The organism is Haloarcula sp. H-GB5, assembly GCF_054850705.1.
This window is the reverse complement of record NZ_JBTWBG010000002.1, coordinates 1,181,993-1,200,678: the sequence shown is the minus strand read 5'-3', so window position 1 is coordinate 1,200,678 and position 18,686 is coordinate 1,181,993. Positions and strand designations below refer to the sequence as shown.

21 protein-coding genes and 1 tRNA gene are annotated in these 18,686 nt (G+C 62.7%); 16 read left to right on the top strand and 6 right to left on the bottom strand.

The features are described from left to right. The first annotated feature begins 127 nt into the window (after positions 1-127). The gene (locus tag ACYJ11_RS14155; RefSeq protein ID WP_004517946.1) at positions 128-343 is read left to right on the top strand and encodes a ribbon-helix-helix domain-containing protein; all 216 of its coding nucleotides are present in this window, start codon (positions 128-130) and stop codon (positions 341-343) included. 71 nt (positions 344-414) lie between these two features. Beyond that, positions 415-696, top strand: a complete 282-nt coding sequence (locus ACYJ11_RS14150) for a UPF0058 family protein (protein WP_004592794.1) — start codon at positions 415-417, stop codon at positions 694-696. 60 nt (positions 697-756) lie between these two features. Here ACYJ11_RS14150 and ACYJ11_RS14145 read toward each other — a convergent pair whose 3' ends face one another. Both ACYJ11_RS14145 and ACYJ11_RS14140 read right to left on the bottom strand, forming a co-directional pair. Further along, the gene (locus ACYJ11_RS14145; RefSeq protein ID WP_461648227.1) at positions 757-1,275 is read right to left on the bottom strand and encodes a winged helix-turn-helix domain-containing protein; all 519 of its coding nucleotides are present in this window, start codon (positions 1,273-1,275) and stop codon (positions 757-759) included. Positions 1,276-1,423: 148 nt separating this feature from the next. Then, positions 1,424-2,281 carry an enoyl-CoA hydratase/isomerase family protein gene (locus ACYJ11_RS14140; protein WP_461648226.1) on the bottom strand — a complete coding sequence of 286 codons (858 nt, stop codon included), beginning with the start codon at positions 2,279-2,281 and terminating at the stop codon, positions 1,424-1,426. 43 nt (positions 2,282-2,324) lie between these two features. On the opposite strand from ACYJ11_RS14140, the gene ACYJ11_RS14135 reads away from it, so the two are divergent. The 3 genes from ACYJ11_RS14135 to ACYJ11_RS14125 all read left to right on the top strand — a co-directional run bounded on the left by ACYJ11_RS14135 (position 2,325) and on the right by ACYJ11_RS14125 (position 6,081). Beyond that, the gene (locus tag ACYJ11_RS14135; RefSeq protein WP_461648225.1) at positions 2,325-3,722 is read left to right on the top strand and encodes a cryptochrome/photolyase family protein; all 1,398 of its coding nucleotides are present in this window, start codon (positions 2,325-2,327) and stop codon (positions 3,720-3,722) included. A gap of 182 nt (positions 3,723-3,904) precedes the next feature. Continuing rightward, entirely contained in the window at positions 3,905-4,516 is a 612-nt protein-coding gene (gene sod / locus ACYJ11_RS14130; protein ID WP_461648224.1) for a superoxide dismutase, read from the top strand. A gap of 188 nt (positions 4,517-4,704) precedes the next feature. Continuing rightward, positions 4,705-6,081 (top strand): ABC transporter substrate-binding protein, encoded by a 1,377-nt coding sequence (locus ACYJ11_RS14125; protein ID WP_461648223.1) that lies wholly within the window; start codon positions 4,705-4,707, stop codon positions 6,079-6,081. Positions 6,082-6,110: 29 nt separating this feature from the next. Here the strand turns inward: ACYJ11_RS14125 and ACYJ11_RS14120 are convergent, their stop codons facing one another. From ACYJ11_RS14120 to ACYJ11_RS14105, 4 genes are read right to left on the bottom strand one after another with little or no spacing between them, the layout of a single operon-like run. After that, the gene (locus ACYJ11_RS14120; RefSeq protein ID WP_005534464.1) at positions 6,111-6,866 is read right to left on the bottom strand and encodes an ABC transporter ATP-binding protein; all 756 of its coding nucleotides are present in this window, start codon (positions 6,864-6,866) and stop codon (positions 6,111-6,113) included. Beyond that, positions 6,863-7,693: an ABC transporter ATP-binding protein gene (locus ACYJ11_RS14115; RefSeq protein ID WP_461648222.1), complete on the bottom strand. Its 831-nt coding sequence runs from the start codon at positions 7,691-7,693 to the stop codon at positions 6,863-6,865. The genes ACYJ11_RS14120 and ACYJ11_RS14115 overlap by 4 nt, the downstream gene beginning before the upstream one ends. Then, positions 7,686-8,969, bottom strand: coding sequence for a branched-chain amino acid ABC transporter permease (locus tag ACYJ11_RS14110; RefSeq protein ID WP_461648221.1), 1,284 nt, complete (start codon positions 8,967-8,969; stop codon positions 7,686-7,688). The genes ACYJ11_RS14115 and ACYJ11_RS14110 overlap by 8 nt, the downstream gene beginning before the upstream one ends. After that, a complete protein-coding gene (locus ACYJ11_RS14105) occupies positions 8,966-10,081 on the bottom strand; it encodes a branched-chain amino acid ABC transporter permease (RefSeq protein WP_170096066.1) in 1,116 nt (371 codons plus the stop codon). Before ACYJ11_RS14105 ends, ACYJ11_RS14110 begins: the two co-directional genes overlap by 4 nt. A 320-nt stretch (positions 10,082-10,401) precedes the next feature. On the opposite strand from ACYJ11_RS14105, the gene ACYJ11_RS14100 reads away from it, so the two are divergent. The 11 genes from ACYJ11_RS14100 (at position 10,402) to ACYJ11_RS14050 (ending at position 18,520) form a co-directional block, all read left to right on the top strand. Next, positions 10,402-11,616, top strand: coding sequence for a helix-turn-helix transcriptional regulator (locus ACYJ11_RS14100; RefSeq protein WP_461648220.1), 1,215 nt, complete (start codon positions 10,402-10,404; stop codon positions 11,614-11,616). A gap of 129 nt (positions 11,617-11,745) precedes the next feature. Beyond that, positions 11,746-11,820, top strand: a tRNA-Glu gene (locus ACYJ11_RS14095). An 80-nt stretch (positions 11,821-11,900) separates the two neighbouring features. Then, positions 11,901-12,596, top strand: coding sequence for a competence/damage-inducible protein A (locus tag ACYJ11_RS14090; RefSeq protein WP_461648219.1), 696 nt, complete (start codon positions 11,901-11,903; stop codon positions 12,594-12,596). A gap of 196 nt (positions 12,597-12,792) precedes the next feature. Beyond that, positions 12,793-13,863: an ATP-NAD kinase family protein gene (locus tag ACYJ11_RS14085; RefSeq protein ID WP_461648218.1), complete on the top strand. Its 1,071-nt coding sequence runs from the start codon at positions 12,793-12,795 to the stop codon at positions 13,861-13,863. Between the two features lie 179 nt (positions 13,864-14,042). Then, the gene (locus ACYJ11_RS14080; RefSeq protein WP_170096062.1) at positions 14,043-15,077 is read left to right on the top strand and encodes a phosphate signaling complex PhoU family protein; all 1,035 of its coding nucleotides are present in this window, start codon (positions 14,043-14,045) and stop codon (positions 15,075-15,077) included. 143 nt (positions 15,078-15,220) lie between these two features. Further along, entirely contained in the window at positions 15,221-15,451 is a 231-nt protein-coding gene (locus ACYJ11_RS14075) for a HalOD1 output domain-containing protein (RefSeq protein WP_461648217.1), read from the top strand. A gap of 141 nt (positions 15,452-15,592) precedes the next feature. Further along, positions 15,593-15,823 carry a DUF7525 family protein gene (locus ACYJ11_RS14070; RefSeq protein WP_229727241.1) on the top strand — a complete coding sequence of 77 codons (231 nt, stop codon included), beginning with the start codon at positions 15,593-15,595 and terminating at the stop codon, positions 15,821-15,823. 63 nt (positions 15,824-15,886) lie between these two features. Then, positions 15,887-16,114, top strand: a complete 228-nt coding sequence (locus ACYJ11_RS14065; RefSeq protein ID WP_170096060.1) for a DUF7123 family protein — start codon at positions 15,887-15,889, stop codon at positions 16,112-16,114. A 67-nt stretch (positions 16,115-16,181) separates the two neighbouring features. Beyond that, positions 16,182-16,613, top strand: coding sequence for an SRPBCC family protein (locus ACYJ11_RS14060; protein WP_461648216.1), 432 nt, complete (start codon positions 16,182-16,184; stop codon positions 16,611-16,613). Further along, positions 16,610-17,428 (top strand): carbon-nitrogen family hydrolase, encoded by an 819-nt coding sequence (locus tag ACYJ11_RS14055; protein WP_461648215.1) that lies wholly within the window; start codon positions 16,610-16,612, stop codon positions 17,426-17,428. Before ACYJ11_RS14060 ends, ACYJ11_RS14055 begins: the two co-directional genes overlap by 4 nt. A 78-nt stretch (positions 17,429-17,506) precedes the next feature. Then, positions 17,507-18,520 carry a DUF4349 domain-containing protein gene (locus ACYJ11_RS14050; protein ID WP_461648214.1) on the top strand — a complete coding sequence of 338 codons (1,014 nt, stop codon included), beginning with the start codon at positions 17,507-17,509 and terminating at the stop codon, positions 18,518-18,520. Positions 18,521-18,686: the final 166 nt, after the last annotated feature.

Here is an 18,686-nt window from a genome sequence, read left to right as displayed (position 1 = left end):
CGGTTCGCGGAAATTAATATCTGGGTTCACAAAGTTCCTCTCTCAGTTCTACAATTGTAATTATGTAATCTCCGAACACACCCCCGTCAAGTTTAAATAGGGCATAGTCGAAGCCCCCTATGTTGCGATGCCTAAGGTAGAGATCAATATCCCGGAACACCTGGAGATGCAAATCGCGCAGCTCGTCGAGAAAGGCGAGTTCCTCAACCGCGAGGAAGCCATCGAGGACCTCCTGTCGACCGGGCTCAAGGCGTACAAAACCTCCGGACCACAGGACGAAGACGAGGAACCAGGGTTCGAAGAAGACGGCATGATGGGCCACGACGACGAGTACGTCTTCTGAAAATACGGGCGTGAGCGTCTGGTATCCCTTCTCAAGCAATTCTTATGGACGTGCCACCGCATACTGTAGCTATGCACAAAGACGAGCTTCTCGAGCTACACGAGCAGATGGTGACGATCATGGAGTACTTCCGCGACGACATGGACTCGGTCGATCCGGAGCTGTTCGACGCCTACCAGGAACTCGACGTGCGGCCATCGGACGTCCACAAGTCGAAAAGCGAGCACAAACACGCCGTGTTCGTACTCGGTAACTCGCTGGCGACGGCGATGAGCGAAGACGAGTTCTCGGACGCGGGCCGGGTCAGTAAGCGAATGAAGGAACTGGCCGAGGACGCCGAGCGGAAACTGTAACCACGACGCTGTCGAGCCGTCTTCTCCCTCGTCTTTATTTCGACCCGTCTCCTCTCTTGGCTACGATCTCTCGCCGTCGAGCTCGGTGAACAGCTCCGGGTCCGTCTTGAATTTCAGGACGTTGTGGACGACTGAGTTCCGGACGTTCTGAATCACGTCGCCGTGTTCCTTGTAGAAGTTGTGTATCCAGCGGGATTCGGCCGTCCGACTCGGGAACATCATCACTGACTTCCACTGATATTCGCCGTCGGAAAGGAAGTAAAACAGCGTGTGCCGGTCGTCCCGAATGGACACCATCGCGTCGTGCCAGGAGTCGGCGAAATGCTCGGGGTTGAACTTGAACTCGAACAGCGCGAAATTGAACAGTTCCTCGTTCGGGACGATGGTCTCACGGAAGACGTCCGCGTCGCGCATTTCCCGGATCGATTCGCTGACCGTTACGTGCGACACATCGATGCCGTACTCGGACTCCAGTAGATCCGCAAGCTCGCGGGACGACCGCTGGGGGTCCGCCGAAAGTTCGCGGAGAATGTACATGTCCCGCTCGCTGAACTCCCAGTCCGGGGGGTCGTCGGTCATGTCGTGGCCTCCATCCCAGCGGGGGTACAGACACGTTCAGCTGCGGTACTAGTGGCCGGTCGGATCTGTGTTGGAACACTCGGAGGCATTATTTGTTGGCTAGCTGGCGGGTGCTGAATCAGTGGTCGTATTGGTTACAGTCATCACCTTACTGGCCCTCGAACTCCGGGTCACGCTTCTCGACGAACGCGGTCGTCCCTTCCTCGTGGTCGTCAGTCGTGAACGCGAGACCCTGCGCGGTGGCTTCGTTTTCGAGTGCCTGTTCCAGCGAACTGTCCAGGCTTCGGTTGACCAGGCGCTTGGTGTGCCCGAGTGCGACTGTCGGTCCAGCGGCGATGTCCGCGACGAGTTCCGAAAACGCTGACTCGAACGTCTCTGCGTCGAACACCCGGGTGAACAGCCCGAGTTCCCCGGCTGCCGCAGCGTCCAGCAGTTCGCCGGTAAACAGGAGTTCCTTGGCCTTGTTCGGGCCGACGATTCGCGGAAGGAAGTAGGAGACGCCGGAGTCACATGCCAGTCCGACCTGGCGGAAGCCGAAGCCGATCTGGCCATCGGTGCTTGCGACTTGCATATCACAGGCCAGCGCGAGTCCTGCGCCGGCACCGAAGGCGGGGCCGTCGATTTTTGCGACGACCGGGAGCGGACAGCTGTGGACGGTCCGGATCGCTTCGTGGAGCGACGAGACCACCAGTTCGACCTGCGTAGCCGGCGGGCGGTCGTGTTCTACCCCCTGTACCATTGCGTTGATGTCCCCGCCAGCGCAGAACGCCGGACCCGCCCCCTCCAGTACAACACACCGGGCGTCGCTGTCGGTCACCGATTCGAACTTAGCAGTGAGTGCGTCGGCCAACTCCGCTGACAGGGCGTTTCGCGACTCCGGCTGGTTCAGCGTCACTGTGGCGATCCCGTCGTCGATAGACAGCGTCACGGTCGCGTCTTCCATACGTTGGCCCTCGACCGGCGGAAAGATAACAGTGGTGTCCGTCAGCGCCTGACAGACCAACATCGTTGGGCAGTAGCTTTTGGCCGGGCTGGTCCGTGTACTATATATGCGCCTGCACTGGCACCGCCGTGACCTCCGGGCGACGGACAACGCCGGCCTCGCCGCGGCGACTCCGTCCGACCCGGTGGTCCCGGTGTTCGTCTTCGACAGGGCCGTTCTCAACCACGCCGGCCCACCCCGGGTCGCGTTCATGCTGGACGCTCTCGACAGTTTGCGTGAATGGTACCGCGACCGCGGCAGTGACCTCGTCATTGCTGAGGGCGACCCCACGTCCGTACTACCGGAACTGGCAGCCAAGTACGGCGCGGAGAAAGTCACCTGGGGCAAGGACTATTCCGGGCTTGCACGGGAACGCGACGCGGCCGTCCGGCAAGCACTCGACGACGCGGACGTTGCCCGCGAGGCCGTCCAGAACGCCGTGTTACACGAACCGGGCGAGATTACGACGAACGACGGCGACCCCTACAGCGTCTTCACCTACTTCGGCCGGAAGTGGCACGACCGCGAGAAGAAAGCCCCCTACGACCCGCCATCAACTGACGAGTTGGCCGATGTCGACGGCGACTCGATCCCGACGCTGGCCGATCTCAGCTTCGAGGAGCCGGAAGCGACCGTGCCCGCGGCGGGAACCGACGACGCACGCGCCCTGCTCGATGACTTCCTCGACGAGAACGTCTACGAGTACGAGGAGCGCCGGGATTTCCCGGCCGACGAATGCACCTCCCGGCTCTCGGCCCATTTGAAGTTCGGAACTATCGGCATTCGGGAGGTGTACGACCGGACGCAGGACGCCAAGGAAGGGACTGGCGGCGACCGCCGCGAGTCCGTGCGGGAGTTCCAGTCTCAGCTGGCCTGGCGAGAGTTCTACACGCAGGTGCTGTTCGCCCACCCCCACGTCGTTACCTCGAACTACAAGTCCTACGAGAACCCGATCGAGTGGGAGAACGACGAAGAGCTGTTGCAGGCCTGGAAAGACGGCGAGACGGGCTATCCCATCGTCGACGCCGGAATGCGACAGCTCCGGACGGAGGCGTACATGCACAACCGCGTCCGGATGATCGTTGCCTCCTTCCTCACGAAGGACCTGCTCATCGACTGGCGACATGGCTACGAGTGGTTCCGCGAGAAACTGGTCGATCACGACACGGCCAACGACAACGGCGGCTGGCAGTGGGCAGCCTCCACTGGGACCGACGCTCAGCCGTATTTCCGCATTTTTAATCCGATGACACAGGGCGAAGACTACGACCCGGATGCCGAGTACATTAAAGAGTACGTCCCGGAGCTACGGGACGCCGCGCCGGAAGTTATCCACGACTGGAACGAGTGTTCGCTCACACAGCGGCGCAACGCTGCGCCGGAGTACCCGGACCCTGTTGTCGACCACAGTGAGCGCCGCGAGCAGGCCCTGACGATGTTCGAGCAGGCCAGAGGAGACGACTAAAGCGATTTCGTTTCGCTTCACTGAACTCTCCCGGGTGCTTACACGCGAGACGAGGCCGCGTTGTGGTGTCAGTGCTGCGGGCAGATACGGCTCCGTCTCGCTGTCCTTGCCTAGTGCTACCAAATGGCTCCTAAACGTTTAACAGGCAGCCGCGCGACAGATAGTGATGGAGGCGTTTTCATATGCCCGAACATTCCAATCCCGAACTGCCACCGCTCCCGTACGACTACGACGCACTGGAGCCACACATCTCCGAACAGGTGCTCACCTGGCACCACGACACCCACCATCAGGGGTACGTAAACGGCCTCGAATCGGCCGAGAAGACGCTCGCCGAGAACCGCGAATCCGGTGACTTCGGTTCGAGCGCCGGCGCGATGGGTAACGTCACCCACAACGGCAGTGGACACTACCTCCACACGCTGTTCTGGGAGAACATGGACCCCAACGGCGGCGGTGAGCCGGAGGGCGAGCTCCTCGACCGCATCGAGGAGGACTTCGGCTCCTACGAAGGCTGGAAGGGCGAGTTCGAAGCTGCCGCATCTGCTGCCGGCGGCTGGGCGCTGCTCGTGTACGACCCCGTTGCCAAGCAACTCCGCAACGTGCCGGTCGACAAGCACGATCAGGGCGCGCTCTGGGGCTCCCATCCCATCCTCGCACTCGACGTCTGGGAGCACTCCTACTACTACGACTACGGTCCCGCCCGCGGTGACTTCATCGACGCCTTCTTCGAGGTCGTCGACTGGGACAAGGCTGCTGAAGAGTACGAGAAGGTCGTCGGTCGCGTCGAATAAGGGACAACACTCGACGTTTTTTCGCGGATGTGCCGAGAGTCCGAGAGCCGTCTGAGTCGATAGCGGTTTCTCCGGCGTTAATATCTAACGAAGACAACAAAAAATATCGGCGCGACTGGAGCAGACTACGGAACAGCGAGGTTACGGGAGGATATAGTTTTATAAGATCCGAATCAGTGGTAAGTGGTATGAGTCGCGATACCAATCGGCGAGCGTTCCTGAAGCGCACTGGGGCGGTAAGCACTGTCGGTCTGCTTGGTGGATTGGCAGGCTGTTCAACCGAACAGACCGGCGGAGACGGCGGGGATGGCGGAGACGGTGGCGATGGTGGGATGACCGGAACCGGGACCGAGTCCGGGGGCGACAGCGGTCCGGAGTCACCGGACGTGCTGATGGTCGTCGGCTATCCCCAGAGCGGTGTGCAACTGTTCAAGGACTTCTACGCCGACTACGGCGACGACGCCGCCGACATCCTCGTCACCGATGGCCTGCAGGACGGCGAACTGCCGAGTAACGTCGGCAACGATATGTCGAACGTCCGTGGCACGGCCCCGTCAGCGGCCGGGCCCGGTGTCGATACGTTCACAGAGCAGTTCACCTCCGAGTTCGATTACGACGAGGCCGGCGTGTTCACGTCACAGGCATACGACGCGACGGCGGTCCAGATTCTCGCAAACCTGCTGGCCGGCGAAAACGACGGGCAGGCCGTCCGGAATCACATGCGCGTCGTCGCCAACCCCGGGGGCGACACGTACGGCCCCTCCGAACTGCCAGCGGCCGTCGAAGCGGCCGCCGCGGGCGAGAACATCCAGTACGAGGGTGCATCGAGTGCGGTCAACTTCGACGAAAACGGGGACATGGCTTCCGCGCAGTACCAAGTCTTCGGCTTCCAGGACGGCGGGGGCGTCGAATCGCTCGACACCGTCGACTTCAGCGCGGGCGACGACATCCCGCAACCGGAACCGAACGGCTCCGGGAGCGACTCCGGACGCACGATCCGGTTCGGTGTGTTGATGCCCGAAACCGGCGACCTCGGGCCGCTCGGTAGGCCGATCCGCGATGGGGCAATACTCCCGGCCCTGCAACTCGAAGGCGAAGTCGACTTCGAGTTCGACTACCAAGTCGGTGACACTCAGACCCAGGCGCAGGCGGGCATCGACGCGGCCAACTCCCTCGTCAGCGCGGGCTACCCGTCGATTACCGGGGCAGCCAGCTCCGAAACGTCGATACAGGTCGCCAGAAACGTGCTCATCGACAGCGCCGTCGTTGGTTGTTCGCCAGCGTCTACGTCGCCGACGATTACCGACCTCGAAGACAACGACTACATGTTCCGCACTCCGCCCAGCGACGCCCTCCAGGGACAGGTTCTCGCGCAGGTCGGTGTGGGCGAACTCGGTGCCGAGACCGCATCGACGCTGTATGTCAACAACAGCTACGGCCAGGCGCTACAGGAGGCGTTCGCCGGCGCGTTCGAGGCGGAGGGCGGGACCATCGTCAATCAGGTCGGCTTCGAGCAACAGCAGTCCTCCTACACGTCTGAGATCAACAGCGCAATGAACCAGTAACGGAGCTGTCGGCGCCGCTTTTTTTCGAGTTATCCGCCGAGGAAGTCCTGGCGAACCTGCTCGTCGTTGAGGAGGACCGTTCCTTCGTCCTCGTAGCGGTTCTGGCCCTGTACGAGCACGTAGCCCCGATCACACCGTCGCAGTGCCTCCTTCGCGTTTTGCTCGACCATCAGAATAGCCGTGCCGTCGTCGTTGATGCGGTCGATGCGATCGAACATATCGTCGACGAGGTCGGGGGCGAGCCCGGCGGAGGGTTCGTCGAGCAACAGCAGGTCGGGGTCAAGCATCAGCGCCCGCCCCATGGCGAGCATCTGCTGTTGGCCGCCCGACAGCGTCCCGGCCGACTGGTCGGACCGCTCCCGGAGAATAGGGAACCTGTCGTACACGTCTTCAATCCGGTCTTCCGGCACCTCGTCGAGGATGTACGCACCCATTTCGAGGTTCTCGCGGACGCTCAGGGAGCCAAACACGTTTCCCGTCTGGGGGACGTAGCTGATACCCTCGTAAATGATCTCGTCGGGATTGCGCTGGCTGATATCGGTTCCGCTGAAGATAACCTCTCCGCCCATGTACGTCGTCAGGCCGAAGACGGATTTCATCACCGTCGACTTGCCGGCTCCGTTCGGGCCGACGATGACGACGTACTCGCCGTCGGCGACGTCCATGTGGACGTCACTGAGGACCTGCAGGTCGCCATAGCCCGCATCGAGGTCCCGGATGGCGAGGAGTCGCTCGGCTGGGTCGGGAAGCGAGACAGCTTCGGACTCAGTCGCGCGCTGGCTCATACGTCACCTCCCAGGTACGCCTCCAGTACCCGCTCGTCCGATTTGATAGTCTCGGCGTCCCCTTCCGCGAGGACACTCCCCTGATGCATGACGATGATGTGTTCGCAGTTGTTCATGATGACGTCCATGTCGTGTTCGACCAGCAGGAAGGTCAGGCCCTGCTCTCGGCGGAGTTCGTGAATCCGCTCCAGTAGCTTCTCTTCCAGCGTCGGATTGACACCGGCAAGTGGCTCGTCCAGCAAAATCATCTCGGGGTCGGTCATCAGGACCCGGGCCATCTCCAGCAGTTTCCGCTGACCGCCGGAGAGATTACCGGCGTTCTCGTGGGCGAGATGGTCGATCTCGAAGAACTCCAGCGTCTCCCACGCGCGGTCGCGAACAGCCGTCTCTGCCTCGATGACATCGCCGCGCAGCCCCGGCGTCACCGACCGGATGACCGACTCGCCGACCTGTCCACCCGGCGCGAGCATCACGTTCTCTATGACGGTCATCTCGGACAGTTCGCGGGCGATCTGGAACGTCCGGACCAGCCCGCGGTTTGCGAGTGTGTACGGTGGGAGCCCGGTAATGCTCTGGCCGTCGAAGGTGACCCGGCCACCAGTCGGCTCGTGAATGCCCGTGATGCAGTTGAACGTCGTCGACTTGCCGGCCCCGTTCGGGCCGATGAGACCAGTGAGCGACCCCTCTGCCACGGAGAACGTCGCCCCGTCGACCGCGACGACGCCGCCGAACTCCTTGCGGAGGCCGTCGACTTCCAGCAGCGGCGACTCGATCGCGTCGCTCGTGACGGCGGTCTCCTGTCGCGGTGCCGCGTCGGGTTCACTCATCTGTCTCACCTCCGGACCCCGACTGCGGTCTGTCGAGGCGCACACTTGTTGCGGGTTCGTTCCGGTGGCCGAGCAGCCCGTCTGGCTGGTTCTGGATGATGTATATCAGCACGACGCCGATGAGGACGAACCGGAGCGTACTGATGTTGCTAATGGTGTATGCAAGGAGTGGAAGCGGGTCCAGCGACCCGAGTCCGGCGACTGCGTCGATGATGTTGCCAGGTGCACGAGTGCCGCCCAGCGAGACGTTCTCGCCCAGCCGCGCGGGCAGGTAGAACAGCAGCCCGGAGAACGTCGCCGCGCCGATGATGCTCCCGGTGTTAGACCCGGAGCCGCCGATGATGAGCGCTGCGAACACGTAGAACGTGATCGTCGGTCTGAACTGCTGTGGGCTGACGTAGCCCGCCTGTCCGCGGAACAGGACGCCGGCCAGCCCCATCAGCGCACAGCCGATCATGAACGTCTTGATCTTGAACCGCCGGGTGTCTTTGCCGAGTGACTGGGTCACAGTCTCGTCCTCGCGGATCGCTTTCAGCACGCGACCGAACGGCGAGTTCGTGATACGGGCGAGCACCCAGTAGCTCGCAGCCACGACCAGCAGGAGGAGTATCCCATACGTGAGGTTCGCCAGGTTCGGCCCGGAGACGCCGACGCCCTCCGCGGCAGCTACGATCGGCTGCCCAACGCCGTTGATGAACGTCGACGCGACCTCGTTCGCAGACTTGAACGAGATGCCAGTCGCGCCGCCGGTTCCGAACGGCACTCCGAACAGCGAGACCTCGGCGAGACCGTTCCAGTTGACGACGAGTCGAATGATCTCAGAGAACGCGACCGTCACGATGGCGAGATAGTCGGCCTTCAGTCGGAGTGCCGGCAGCGCCGCGAGACCGCCGATAACGGCGGCCATCACCATGCCCCCGATGAGGCCGACCCACAGCGGGAGGCCGAGCCCCGGGACAGCGCCGGCGGCCGGGTCCGTCGGCGCAGTGAGAACTGCCGTTGTGTACGCGCCGACAGCCATGAACCCTGCAATACCGATATTGAACAGCCCGGTGTACCCCCACTGGAGATTCAGCGCCAGTGCGAGGATGGCGTAGCCGCCCATGAGGACGGTCACGCTCCCGATGAAGCCGGCGGCGAGGTTCGCCCAGTTCGCCCCGCCGACAGCGATCGCCAGCACGAGCATGACGGCCCAGATACTGGCGATGAAGCCGATGACCAACCCCACGTCCGGGAGTGCGTCCAGACGGTTTCGAACGCTGTCAACAGTACTCATGCTGTCGACACCCCCCCGAAGATGCCGGACGGGCGCAACAACAGGACGACGATGAGTACCAGAAACGCAGAGGCCCGCGTCAGCCCGGATGGCAACCAGATCAGGGCCAGACTATCGACCAGCCCGATGAGAATCCCGCCGGCCATCGCCCCGTATATCGAGCCGATGCCGCCGACGATGACAGCAGCGAAAATAAGCAGGAGCAGAATCCAGCCGAAGTTGAACGATATCGTGCCGCTTTCGAGCACAAGCAGGTAGCCGCCGATGCCTGCCAGGCCGCCGCCGAGAATCCACGTGAGCCGGATCACACGCTCGGTCGGAATCCCGGTCACGCGTGCGAGGTCTTCGTTGTCGGCCATCGCCCGCATCGCTTTGCCGAGCTTCGTCCGCTGTAACAGCAGGTGGACGCCGAGCATCAACAGGACCGACACCACTAGGAGAGTGATCTCGTTGTCGGTTATCGAAATCATCGAGAACAGCGTCACCCGAAGCCCACCGCTTGCGACCCCGCTTGTCTGTGTGCCGAAGACGAACGCGATGAGATAGCGCAGCGCAAGCGCGACACCGATTGACGCAATCAGCAAAGAGATGTTGTCCGTATTGCGCATGGGGCGATAGGTGAGGCGGTCGACGAGCAACACGACGGCGACCGACCCGATACCGGCGACGACGAGTCCGAGAAGCACTGGAAGGAACGTTGAAACAGTGCTCAACTGCCGCCCCGAATTGAGCATGAACAGTTCGGAAATCGGGGCTCCGGTCCCGAGGCCGGCTGTGATGTACGCGGCGACCCACCCCAGGAACGCCCCAGCAGTCACCGTGTCCCCGTGTGCGAAGTTGGCGAAGTCGAGGATGCTGTAGGTCATCGACAGGCCGATTCCGGCGAGCCCGACCGCCAGTCCGACAAGCAGTCCGTCCACCACCATCGAGAGCAACGAGCCCACGGTGAGGGACCCACCCAGTAATCTGGTCCCGAGGAAGAACACGGTTGTCCCAGCGAGCTTTGCAACTAAATCCAGCAAGAGGAAGCCACTTACGGCGGCCACCACTGCTGCCCCCGGCCGGTCACCCATCACCACACGGCCATCTCTTGCGAACTCGGCAATTCCCATAGGTTACCGTTCGTTGGACCTTCCTGTCTAAATAACCCACCGGAAATTCATACCAAATACCGGTGTAGAAGCCAAGACGCCGGTGTCAAAACAAGAATCGCCCCCTCCCATGGTCGCGTGTCGAGCGAGAGACTAGTGATACCACGGTACAGACTGTCGAATAGAGCCACTTCGAACCCAGTGCGGACCGGGATATTCGAGCGCTCGCACGGCGCGCGATACCAGTTTCGGTCACCACCGATGTGAGTCGTACCAGTCTCGAAAAATCACCGGACACTGGCCGGATACTGACTGAGAACAGTGCTATTCACAGCGCTTTTATGCGGTCCATCGATGATATACGACAGATGGTACGCCTGGTCGTCGCCAGTCTTGTGCTGGTTCTCCTGCTGGGGAGCGGTGCCGCGCCGCTGGCGATGTCACAGCCGGCCGACGAGAGCGTCGGCGTCCAGACGCCCGACAGGTTCGACCGGACGACGTTCCAGGTTACGCTGTATCAGAACGGGTCCGCGGAGTGGGCAATCATCCACAGGACCCCGCTCGAGAACGAATCCGAGCAACAGCAGTTCGAGGAGTTCGCCACGGAGTTCGAGCAATCGGAGCAGCCACTGTACCGGAATTTCGTCGACCAGTCGACGCTGCTGACACGGTACGGGGCGAACGTGACTGGCCGGGACATGAGTGCGACCGACTACGACCGGTCGGCGACGGTCGACCCGCTGCAAAACACTGGCACAGTGCGGATGTCGTTCCACTGGCGTAACTTCGCGGTCGTCGAGGGCGACGCAGTCGAGGTCAGCGACGTGTTCGACGGCGGATTCTACATCGGATCGAGCCAGTCGTTCGTCTTCGAGCGCGGCCCCGGACTGAAATTCGCCGACGTCCGACCGACGCCGGACTCACAGAGCGCTCCCGATTCGCTCGAAAACAGCGAGAGCGTCACGTGGAACGGCGAGCAGTCGTTCAACGACCGCCGGCCTTACGTGGAGCTGCAACCGCACGAAACCGGTCAGAGCGCTGGCACTGAGCGAGCCACCACGGCGGGCGGTGACACAACTGGCGAGGCCGCCAGCGGTCCGTCGTGGCTGCTCCCGGCCGCTGTCGTCGTGATCGTCATCGTCGCCGGCGGTGCGGCCGCGTGGCGGTCCGGGACACTGGGACAAGTGCTGGGACGTGACGACGACGAACCGCCCGCTGCGTCACCGTCGGCCGCTACGGACACGGAGCAGTCGTCGACGGCTCCGCCGAGTGATACTGCAGCAGACACCGACACAACGGAGGAACCGGCAGTCCCCGATGAAGAACTACTCACCGACAGCGACCGCGTCCGCAAACTGCTGGAGGAGAACGGCGGCCGAATGAAGCAAGTCGACATCGTCGACAGCACCGACTGGTCGAAGTCGAAGGTGAGTATGCTCCTTTCGGACATGGAAGACGACGGCGACATCTCGAAGCTCAGGGTCGGCCGCGAGAACATTATCAGCCTCGCCGGTCAGGAGCCCGACGCCGCCGGATCGCCGTTCGACGACGAGTGATACTGGCGGCTGTCCGTCTGTATAGAGCGAATATCTTGCCATAGTTACAGCCAACAGTATGAGTAACCAACACAGGGCGGGGCCGAAACGCAATGATTATACGTATCTCCTCGCTACGAATTTGTGTACGCTCCGTTGGTGTAGTCCGGCCAATCATATCACCCTCTCACGGTGATGACTAGGGTTCAAATCCCTGACGGAGCATTTCTCTCCGATTCAACGGATACACAGTTACCACGTTCTGTGACCGACAGTATTTGTGTCTCCCAGTCCAATCGGGCGATATGCGCGTCGCGGTAGTCACCGTCGGAGACGAACTGCTCAGTGGCGAGACGGTCAACACGAACGCCGCGTGGCTGGGACAACAGCTCGCGGAGCGTGGCGTCACTGTCGGCCGAACGACGGTCGTCCCCGACGAGATCGCAGATATCGCCCGCGTGGTCAACGAGTACCATGCGGAGTTCGACGCCGTCATCGTTACGGGCGGCCTCGGACCGACGCACGACGACAAGACAATCGAAGCCGTCGCCGCGGCGTTCGGGCGGGACGTCGTCGAGAGCGAGGACGCCATCGCGTGGCTTGAGGAACAGGGCGGATACACGCGCGACGACCTGACCGACGGGACGGGGGACGTGCCGGAGGGGTCCCGTGTCTTGCCCAACCACGAGGGCGTCGCGCCCGGCTGTGTCGTCGAGAACTGTTACGTCTTGCCGGGCGTGCCGGCCGAGATGAAGCGGATGTTCGAGGAGATCGCTGACGAGTTCTCCGGCGAGCAGCGGTACGTTCGCACCGTCGACGCCGATGAGCCCGAGAGCGCACTGCTTGACCGACTCGCCGAGGTACAGGAGCAGTTCCCGGTCAAGGTCGGTAGCTATCCCGGCGACCACGTAACCGTCCGGTTCGAGGGGACAGAGGAAGAGCTAGTCGAGGAGGCGGCGACGTGGTTCAGTGAGCGCGTCGAGTCACCGACAGCGGAGTGATTACCGGTAGAGGTGGTTCAGCCAGAGAAACGTAAGCAGCAGGCCACCGAGCGTGATGACTGCGCCGGACGCGTTGATGATTCCTGTCTGGACGCCACTCTGGAGTACGACTGACATAGCAGTGCGTTCTGCGTGGGGTGGCTTGAAAGGCACGTTCCCGGGCCGCTTTTGCCGCAGGGTCGCGTAGTGACGGCGAATGCGACGAATCGGTGTCGTGGTCAACCCCATCGCCGGCATGGGCGGCCGCGTCGGCCTCAAGGGCACTGACGGGAAGATTGCGGAGGCGCGCCGCCGCGGTGCGGAGCAACGCGCACCGGACCGGGCACGAACAGCGCTGGAATCGCTCGCCGAGATCGGGGCGGACGTGGAACTGCTCGCGTACGGCGACCCGATGGGAGCGGGTACCGCTCGTGCGGCTGGGTTCGACCCGACAGTAGTCGGCTCCCCGGCGAATCCCGACGAGACGACGAGCGATGACACCCAAGATGCGGTCCGAGCGTTTGTCGAGTCGGACGTGGACGCGATCCTGTTCGTCGGCGGCGACGGCACGGCCGTCGACGTGGCGACGACGCTTGACGACCTGAACGCGGACATCCCGATTCTGGGCGTCCCAGCTGGTGTTAAGGTGTACTCCTCCGTGTTTGGCGTGTCGCCACGTGCGGCCGGGCGAATCGTCGCCCGCTTCTCCGAGACGGAGCGCGCGGAGGTCAACGACATCGACGAGGACGCTTTCAGAGGTGGAGAAGTGGTCACTGAACTCCGGGCCGTCGCGGAGGTCCCCGTCGCTGACCAGCGCCAGTCGGCCAAGCAACTGGGCGGCGGCAGTGTCGACTCCCTCGCCGAGAGTGTCGCTGACGCCGTCGAGTCGGGCGTCACCTACGTCCTTGGTCCGGGGAGTACTGTCGGCGCTATCAAGGAACAACTCGGGTTTGACGGGACGACCCTCGGCGTGGACGTGTGGCGTGACGGGGAGGTGCTTGCCCGCGATGCCGCTGAATCTGACATCCTCGACGCCCTCGGCGACCGGAACGTCATCGTCGTCTCGCCTATCGGCGGGCAGGGGTTCGTGTTCGGTCGGGGGAACCAGCAGCTATCGCCGGCGGTCATCAGCCAGTGTGACCTCGAAGTGGTCGCCTCACGGCGGAAACTGGACGGCATCGGCACGCTCCGCGTCGATACAGGTGATTCCGACCTCGACGAGGAACTGCGCGGCTGGCTGCGGGTCCGCGTCGGGCGACACGAACGCAGGCTCGTCGAAGTCGTCTGATACGGATTGCTGTCGTGATTTACTGGCATATGTCGATTTCAGACCGACACTATTCGGAAATAATCTATAATACTCTGTATGGGCCCCCTCAACCGAAAACAGCAAGCCATGATACATCGCTCGCGGTATTTTATCATGTATAGTCAAGATTAAGGTATCTCACGCCCCACAAAGGACATATGGAAACCCGGAAAGTCCAGCGATTGGGACCGTCGACGCTCGCGATGACGTTGCCGGCGGAGTGGGCCAGTGAGCACGACGTTGAAAAAGGCGACGAGGTGTCGCTACGAATGGGCGGCAAAGGCACGCTGACAGTCATGCCCGAGTCTGTCCAGACTGAGGAATCAGAAGCTATCATCCACGCGGAGAACCTCGACGCTGATTCCGTCGAGCGGGCTATCGTCGCCCAGTACGTGCTCGGCCGGCGCGTCATCCACGTCGAAGCCCCGGAGGGCGAGACGCTGGAATCCTCGCACATCAACGCCGTCTACAACGCCGAAACCCAGTTGATGGGTCTCGGTGTCATCGAGGAGACACCCGACCGGATCGCGATTCGCTGTTCCGTCGACCCGGAGGACTTCACGCTCAACAACCTCCTCGAACGGTTGGAATCGACCGGCTCGACGATGCGAAACGAGGCAGTGAAGTCTCTCGCTCACGGCAACCCCGACCTCGCGCAGCGGGCGCTCAACCGCGAGCGACAGGCCAACAAGATATTCGTCCTCCTGTTGCGGCTCATCTTCACGGCCTACCAGAACCCGAACCTCGCGCGGGCCATCGGTCTCAACGACGGCTTCCCGCTCATCGGCTACCGCTCCATCGCGAAGAACCTCGAACTGACGGCGGACAACGCCGAGGACATCGCCGAGATCGCGCTGGAGACGGAGGACCACTCGCTCAACGTCGACAGCTCGACAATGCGGCGTATCCGCGAATTCACCGACCAGGTCAACGACATCACCGAACTGGCGGTGCAGGCGGCCGTCGACCGCAACTACGACACCGCGATTCAGGTCCGGGAGCTGTACAAGGACATCGGCGACAAGGAACACGAAATCCTCGACGACCTGCCCGAAATGGACAACGAGGCGCTACTGGAAGTGCGTGAAGTACTCGTCAGCCTCCAACAGACGGCCGAATTCGCGGTCCGGAGCGCAGAGATCGCGACGAATCTCGCACTCAACGAGGAGTCCGAACACACAACCATCGAGTGAGGCGGCTATCGCGGAAGGCGGTCGCGGTTCGCAGCGACTATCCTGTTTTCCGACTCCGTCGCTACGTAACTGAGGTTCACTAGCACGACAGGCTGCTGTGAAAAACACCTGTAGCTTTGATTGGTGATGCTGAAGACTCCAGTATGAAGCGGCCTGTCGACCCATCGACACCCATTCATGTCGCCGTCAAAGAAACCGTCGCGGCGCTCGAGGACTGTCATCCAACACAACTCGGGAGCCTTGATATGGCTGTCGACGGTGAGCGACTGGACGCGGTGCTGGACACCGCCCCAGAGGAGTTACCGATGCTGTTCCAGTACTGTGGCTACACGGTAACAGTCGATGACACGGGGACGCTCTGTGTCGAGAGCTGAGGTAGCAGACAAATACTACCGGCTATCTGAGGGAGTCGCCGTCGTCTGTCGCTGCTTGCTTGGTCGTGTCGTTCACGGGCGGTCCCTATCCTGTGGCCCCAGCCCGAATGAACTAAGTGGGCAACACCGAAAGCGTCGTACATGAGTTCCAAGGCGTCCAAAAGCGACATGGGGATGGGCCTGGCCCTGCTGTTCGGGCTCGTCTCGGTCGGCGCGGCCCTGTTCACAGCAACCAACAGCTACAACTACGCGATTCTGCACGCACAGGAGCTTGAGACGGGGAACCTGCTCGTGACCTCCGGTGGCGCGTTCGGGCTCGCGATGCTGGCCGCGGCCGTGGCTATCGTGGCGATCCACGCCTACGACGCCTGATACCGGTATCAGCCGCGAGACTGCGAAGGGAACCGTTAAAAACGCAGAGACCGTATCTTTTGTATGGCCGATTACAGCGAGGAAGACCGACGCATTCTCGAATATCTCCGGGACAGCGTCTCGCGTGGGGAGAGCTACTTCCGCGCGAAGAACATCGCTGAGCAGCTCGGCCTCTCGTCGAAGCAAGTGGGCGCGCGGCTCCCGCGCCTAGCTGAGGAGGCCGACGAAGTCGATATCGAGAAGTGGGGGCGCGCACGGTCGACGACGTGGCGCGTCACACCGACTGGATAGCCGCCGCCGGGTTTTGCACACTGTGACAATCGGTGGATTCATCGGCCAGTAGTCCTCAGTACCTTCCATGACTGTCCGGGTCGAACGAACGATGACTGTGCCGGCCACACCGGAACGTGTCTGGGAATTCATCACCGACCCGGATAAACGGGCCCGGCCGATTAGCGTCGTTACAGACTGGGAGGTCATCGACGACACACACGCGAACTGGTCGATCGAGCTCCCGATTCCAGTAGTCAACCGGACGATGACGGTGAAAACCGAGGACGTCGAGCAGCGTCGCCCGGAGTACGCCCGCTTCATCGGTCGCTCGAAGGTGATGACCGTCCAAGGCGAACACGAACTCGAAGAGACAGCCGACGGCGGGACGAAACTGACGAACCGGTTCATCGTCGACGGCAAACTCCCGGGCGTCGAGCGCTTCTTCAAGCGGAACCTTGACGACGAGATGCAGAACCTCGAACAGGCACTTCGGGACGACCTCGAAGTCGAAGCATGAGGCTCACGCTTGCCCAGATAGACGTGTCATCGGGCTCGGTGGCCGAGAACGTCGGCCGTGCGACGACCGCCATCAGGGACGCGGCCGCGGACGGCGCGGACCTCGTCGTACTCCCGGAACTGTTCAACGTCGGCTACTTCGCCTTCGACCGCTACGCCCGTGACGCAGAGGGGCTGGACGGCGAGACGCTCAGCCGGATTCGCAGCGTCGCAACAGACAACGACGTGGCGGTGCTGGCCGGGAGCGTCGTTGAGGACTTGGCGGCGAGTGCTGAGACCGGGGTCGACGTGCCCGCGGACGACGGGCTGGCCAACACCGCTGTGTTCTTCGACCGAGACGGGGAGCGACGGGCAGTGTACCGCAAGCACCACCTGTTTGGCTACGACTCCGCGGAATCCCAGTTGCTGGAACCGGGTGAGACTGTTCCGACCGTCGACTTCGAGGGATTCACCGTGGGAGTCACCACCTGCTATGATCTCCGGTTCCCGGAGCTGTACCGCCACCTCGTCGACGAAGGCGTGACGCTGACGCTCGTGCCCAGCGCGTGGCCGTATCCGCGCGTCGAGCACTGGAAACTGTTCGGCCGCGCTCGCGCCGTCGAGAACCAGCTGTACGTCGCCGCGGCGAACGGCGTCGGACAGTTCGAAGACGCGGAACTGCTGGGTCGGTCGACGGTGTACGACCCGTGGGGGTCGACGCTCGCCAGCGCCGACGACCACCCCGCGCTGGTGACCGCCACCCTCGACCCGGCTCGTGTCGAGCAGGTGCGCGAGGAGTTCCCAGCGCTTGCTGACCGCCGGACGGACTGGCCGTAACTGCAGTCGCTGTTTGACAAAAAGCGGTTTTTGAGCGTTCGCTGTCGTTATGCTCCTCTCAGAACGAATCCATGCCGTATGGCTTCGCGAGTCAGGGTCCTCGCTGTCGTCGCGCTCCTCCTCCTTGCCGGCTGTGCCGGGTTGGGTGGGAGCGGCGACACGAGCGAGGCACAGGGCGGCGGTGACGGCGCACAGATGGCCGGCGGCGACGGCGGGTCGAGCCAGCCAGTCGCAGCGGATTCCGGGGCAAGCGCCGGCGATAGTGAAAATATCCAGGCCGGTGACGCGGCGGCCGACCGGGCCATCATCCGCAACGGGCGGATGGTCGTCGAGGTGGCGAACTACTCCACGACAGCCGACGCAATCGCTGCCCGCGCTCGCACGTCCGGCGGGTACGTGAGCGACTCCAACCGCGAACTCCACCGAAATGACGGCGAGACGTGGTACACCGGGTATATCGTCGTCAGAGTGCCAAGCGAGGAGTACGAACCGACGCAGTCGATGGTAGCCGAACAGGGGACGGTCCGCTCCGAGGAGACGACGACGAAAGACGTGACCGATAAACTGGTCGACCTCGAAGCTCGATTGACCAACCTCCGGGAGCGCCGCGACCGACTGCGGACCTTCTACGAACAGGCCAACAGCACGGAGGAGCTGCTCCGCATCGAGGAGGAACTGTCGTCGGTCCAGAACGATATCGAACGGCTCGAAGCGCAGAAGCGCTCGCTCGAACAGCGGGTCGCCTATTCGACGCTGCGCGTCGAGATTCACGAGCCAGCCCCGGAGCCGTCGGCGCAGCAGGTGCCGTACCACGAGCGGTCGCTGGTCGCTGCGTTCCTCTCCTCCGTGACTGACGTGTACGTGTTCACCCGTGGCCTGCTGGTGACGGCCGCGAGTCTCGCACCGTGGCTCGTCGTCCTCGCCGTCCCAGTCGTCGGCGGTCGACGACTCCTCCGCGGTCGGTCGCTCCCGCTGCTGGGCCGACGTGGCGGGTCGAAATCGGCCACAGAAGACGGCGACGGCGGCGGTGACGCCCCACAGCAGGAACCCACTGGCGAACCAACTGGTGAGTCGCCCGACGACGACGCGTAGCCGGAACCCGACAACCGGGCCTTTTTTGCGTGTGCATTTGCTACGAGTATCTGCCGGCAAGGCGCTTTTCACGTCGATGCCGGCGCTAACGCCCGTCTCGCTGCTCGGCCACTCGGCGTCGCTCGTCCGCCAAGGCTGTCCGGACAGCCTTTTCACTCCTTTCCCG

What these genes read in the sequence shown, in the direction of transcription:
- ACYJ11_RS14155 (WP_004517946.1), top strand. Translation starts at nt 128, where the DNA reads ATGCCTAAGGTAGAGATCAATATCCCGGAACACCTGGAGATGCAAATC.
- ACYJ11_RS14150 (WP_004592794.1), top strand. Translation starts at nt 415, where the DNA reads ATGCACAAAGACGAGCTTCTCGAGCTACACGAGCAGATGGTGACGATC.
- ACYJ11_RS14145 (WP_461648227.1), bottom strand. Translation starts at nt 1,275, where the DNA reads ATGACCGACGACCCCCCGGACTGGGAGTTCAGCGAGCGGGACATGTAC.
- ACYJ11_RS14140 (WP_461648226.1), bottom strand. Translation starts at nt 2,281, where the DNA reads ATGTTGGTCTGTCAGGCGCTGACGGACACCACTGTTATCTTTCCGCCG.
- ACYJ11_RS14135 (WP_461648225.1), top strand. Translation starts at nt 2,325, where the DNA reads ATGCGCCTGCACTGGCACCGCCGTGACCTCCGGGCGACGGACAACGCC.
- sod (WP_461648224.1), top strand. Translation starts at nt 3,905, where the DNA reads ATGCCCGAACATTCCAATCCCGAACTGCCACCGCTCCCGTACGACTAC.
- ACYJ11_RS14125 (WP_461648223.1), top strand. Translation starts at nt 4,705, where the DNA reads ATGAGTCGCGATACCAATCGGCGAGCGTTCCTGAAGCGCACTGGGGCG.
- ACYJ11_RS14120 (WP_005534464.1), bottom strand. Translation starts at nt 6,866, where the DNA reads ATGAGCCAGCGCGCGACTGAGTCCGAAGCTGTCTCGCTTCCCGACCCA.
- ACYJ11_RS14115 (WP_461648222.1), bottom strand. Translation starts at nt 7,693, where the DNA reads ATGAGTGAACCCGACGCGGCACCGCGACAGGAGACCGCCGTCACGAGC.
- ACYJ11_RS14110 (WP_461648221.1), bottom strand. Translation starts at nt 8,969, where the DNA reads ATGAGTACTGTTGACAGCGTTCGAAACCGTCTGGACGCACTCCCGGAC.
- ACYJ11_RS14105 (WP_170096066.1), bottom strand. Translation starts at nt 10,081, where the DNA reads ATGGGAATTGCCGAGTTCGCAAGAGATGGCCGTGTGGTGATGGGTGAC.
- ACYJ11_RS14100 (WP_461648220.1), top strand. Translation starts at nt 10,402, where the DNA reads ATGCGGTCCATCGATGATATACGACAGATGGTACGCCTGGTCGTCGCC.
- ACYJ11_RS14090 (WP_461648219.1), top strand. Translation starts at nt 11,901, where the DNA reads ATGCGCGTCGCGGTAGTCACCGTCGGAGACGAACTGCTCAGTGGCGAG.
- ACYJ11_RS14085 (WP_461648218.1), top strand. Translation starts at nt 12,793, where the DNA reads ATGCGACGAATCGGTGTCGTGGTCAACCCCATCGCCGGCATGGGCGGC.
- ACYJ11_RS14080 (WP_170096062.1), top strand. Translation starts at nt 14,043, where the DNA reads ATGGAAACCCGGAAAGTCCAGCGATTGGGACCGTCGACGCTCGCGATG.
- ACYJ11_RS14075 (WP_461648217.1), top strand. Translation starts at nt 15,221, where the DNA reads ATGAAGCGGCCTGTCGACCCATCGACACCCATTCATGTCGCCGTCAAA.
- ACYJ11_RS14070 (WP_229727241.1), top strand. Translation starts at nt 15,593, where the DNA reads ATGAGTTCCAAGGCGTCCAAAAGCGACATGGGGATGGGCCTGGCCCTG.
- ACYJ11_RS14065 (WP_170096060.1), top strand. Translation starts at nt 15,887, where the DNA reads ATGGCCGATTACAGCGAGGAAGACCGACGCATTCTCGAATATCTCCGG.
- ACYJ11_RS14060 (WP_461648216.1), top strand. Translation starts at nt 16,182, where the DNA reads ATGACTGTCCGGGTCGAACGAACGATGACTGTGCCGGCCACACCGGAA.
- ACYJ11_RS14055 (WP_461648215.1), top strand. Translation starts at nt 16,610, where the DNA reads ATGAGGCTCACGCTTGCCCAGATAGACGTGTCATCGGGCTCGGTGGCC.
- ACYJ11_RS14050 (WP_461648214.1), top strand. Translation starts at nt 17,507, where the DNA reads ATGGCTTCGCGAGTCAGGGTCCTCGCTGTCGTCGCGCTCCTCCTCCTT.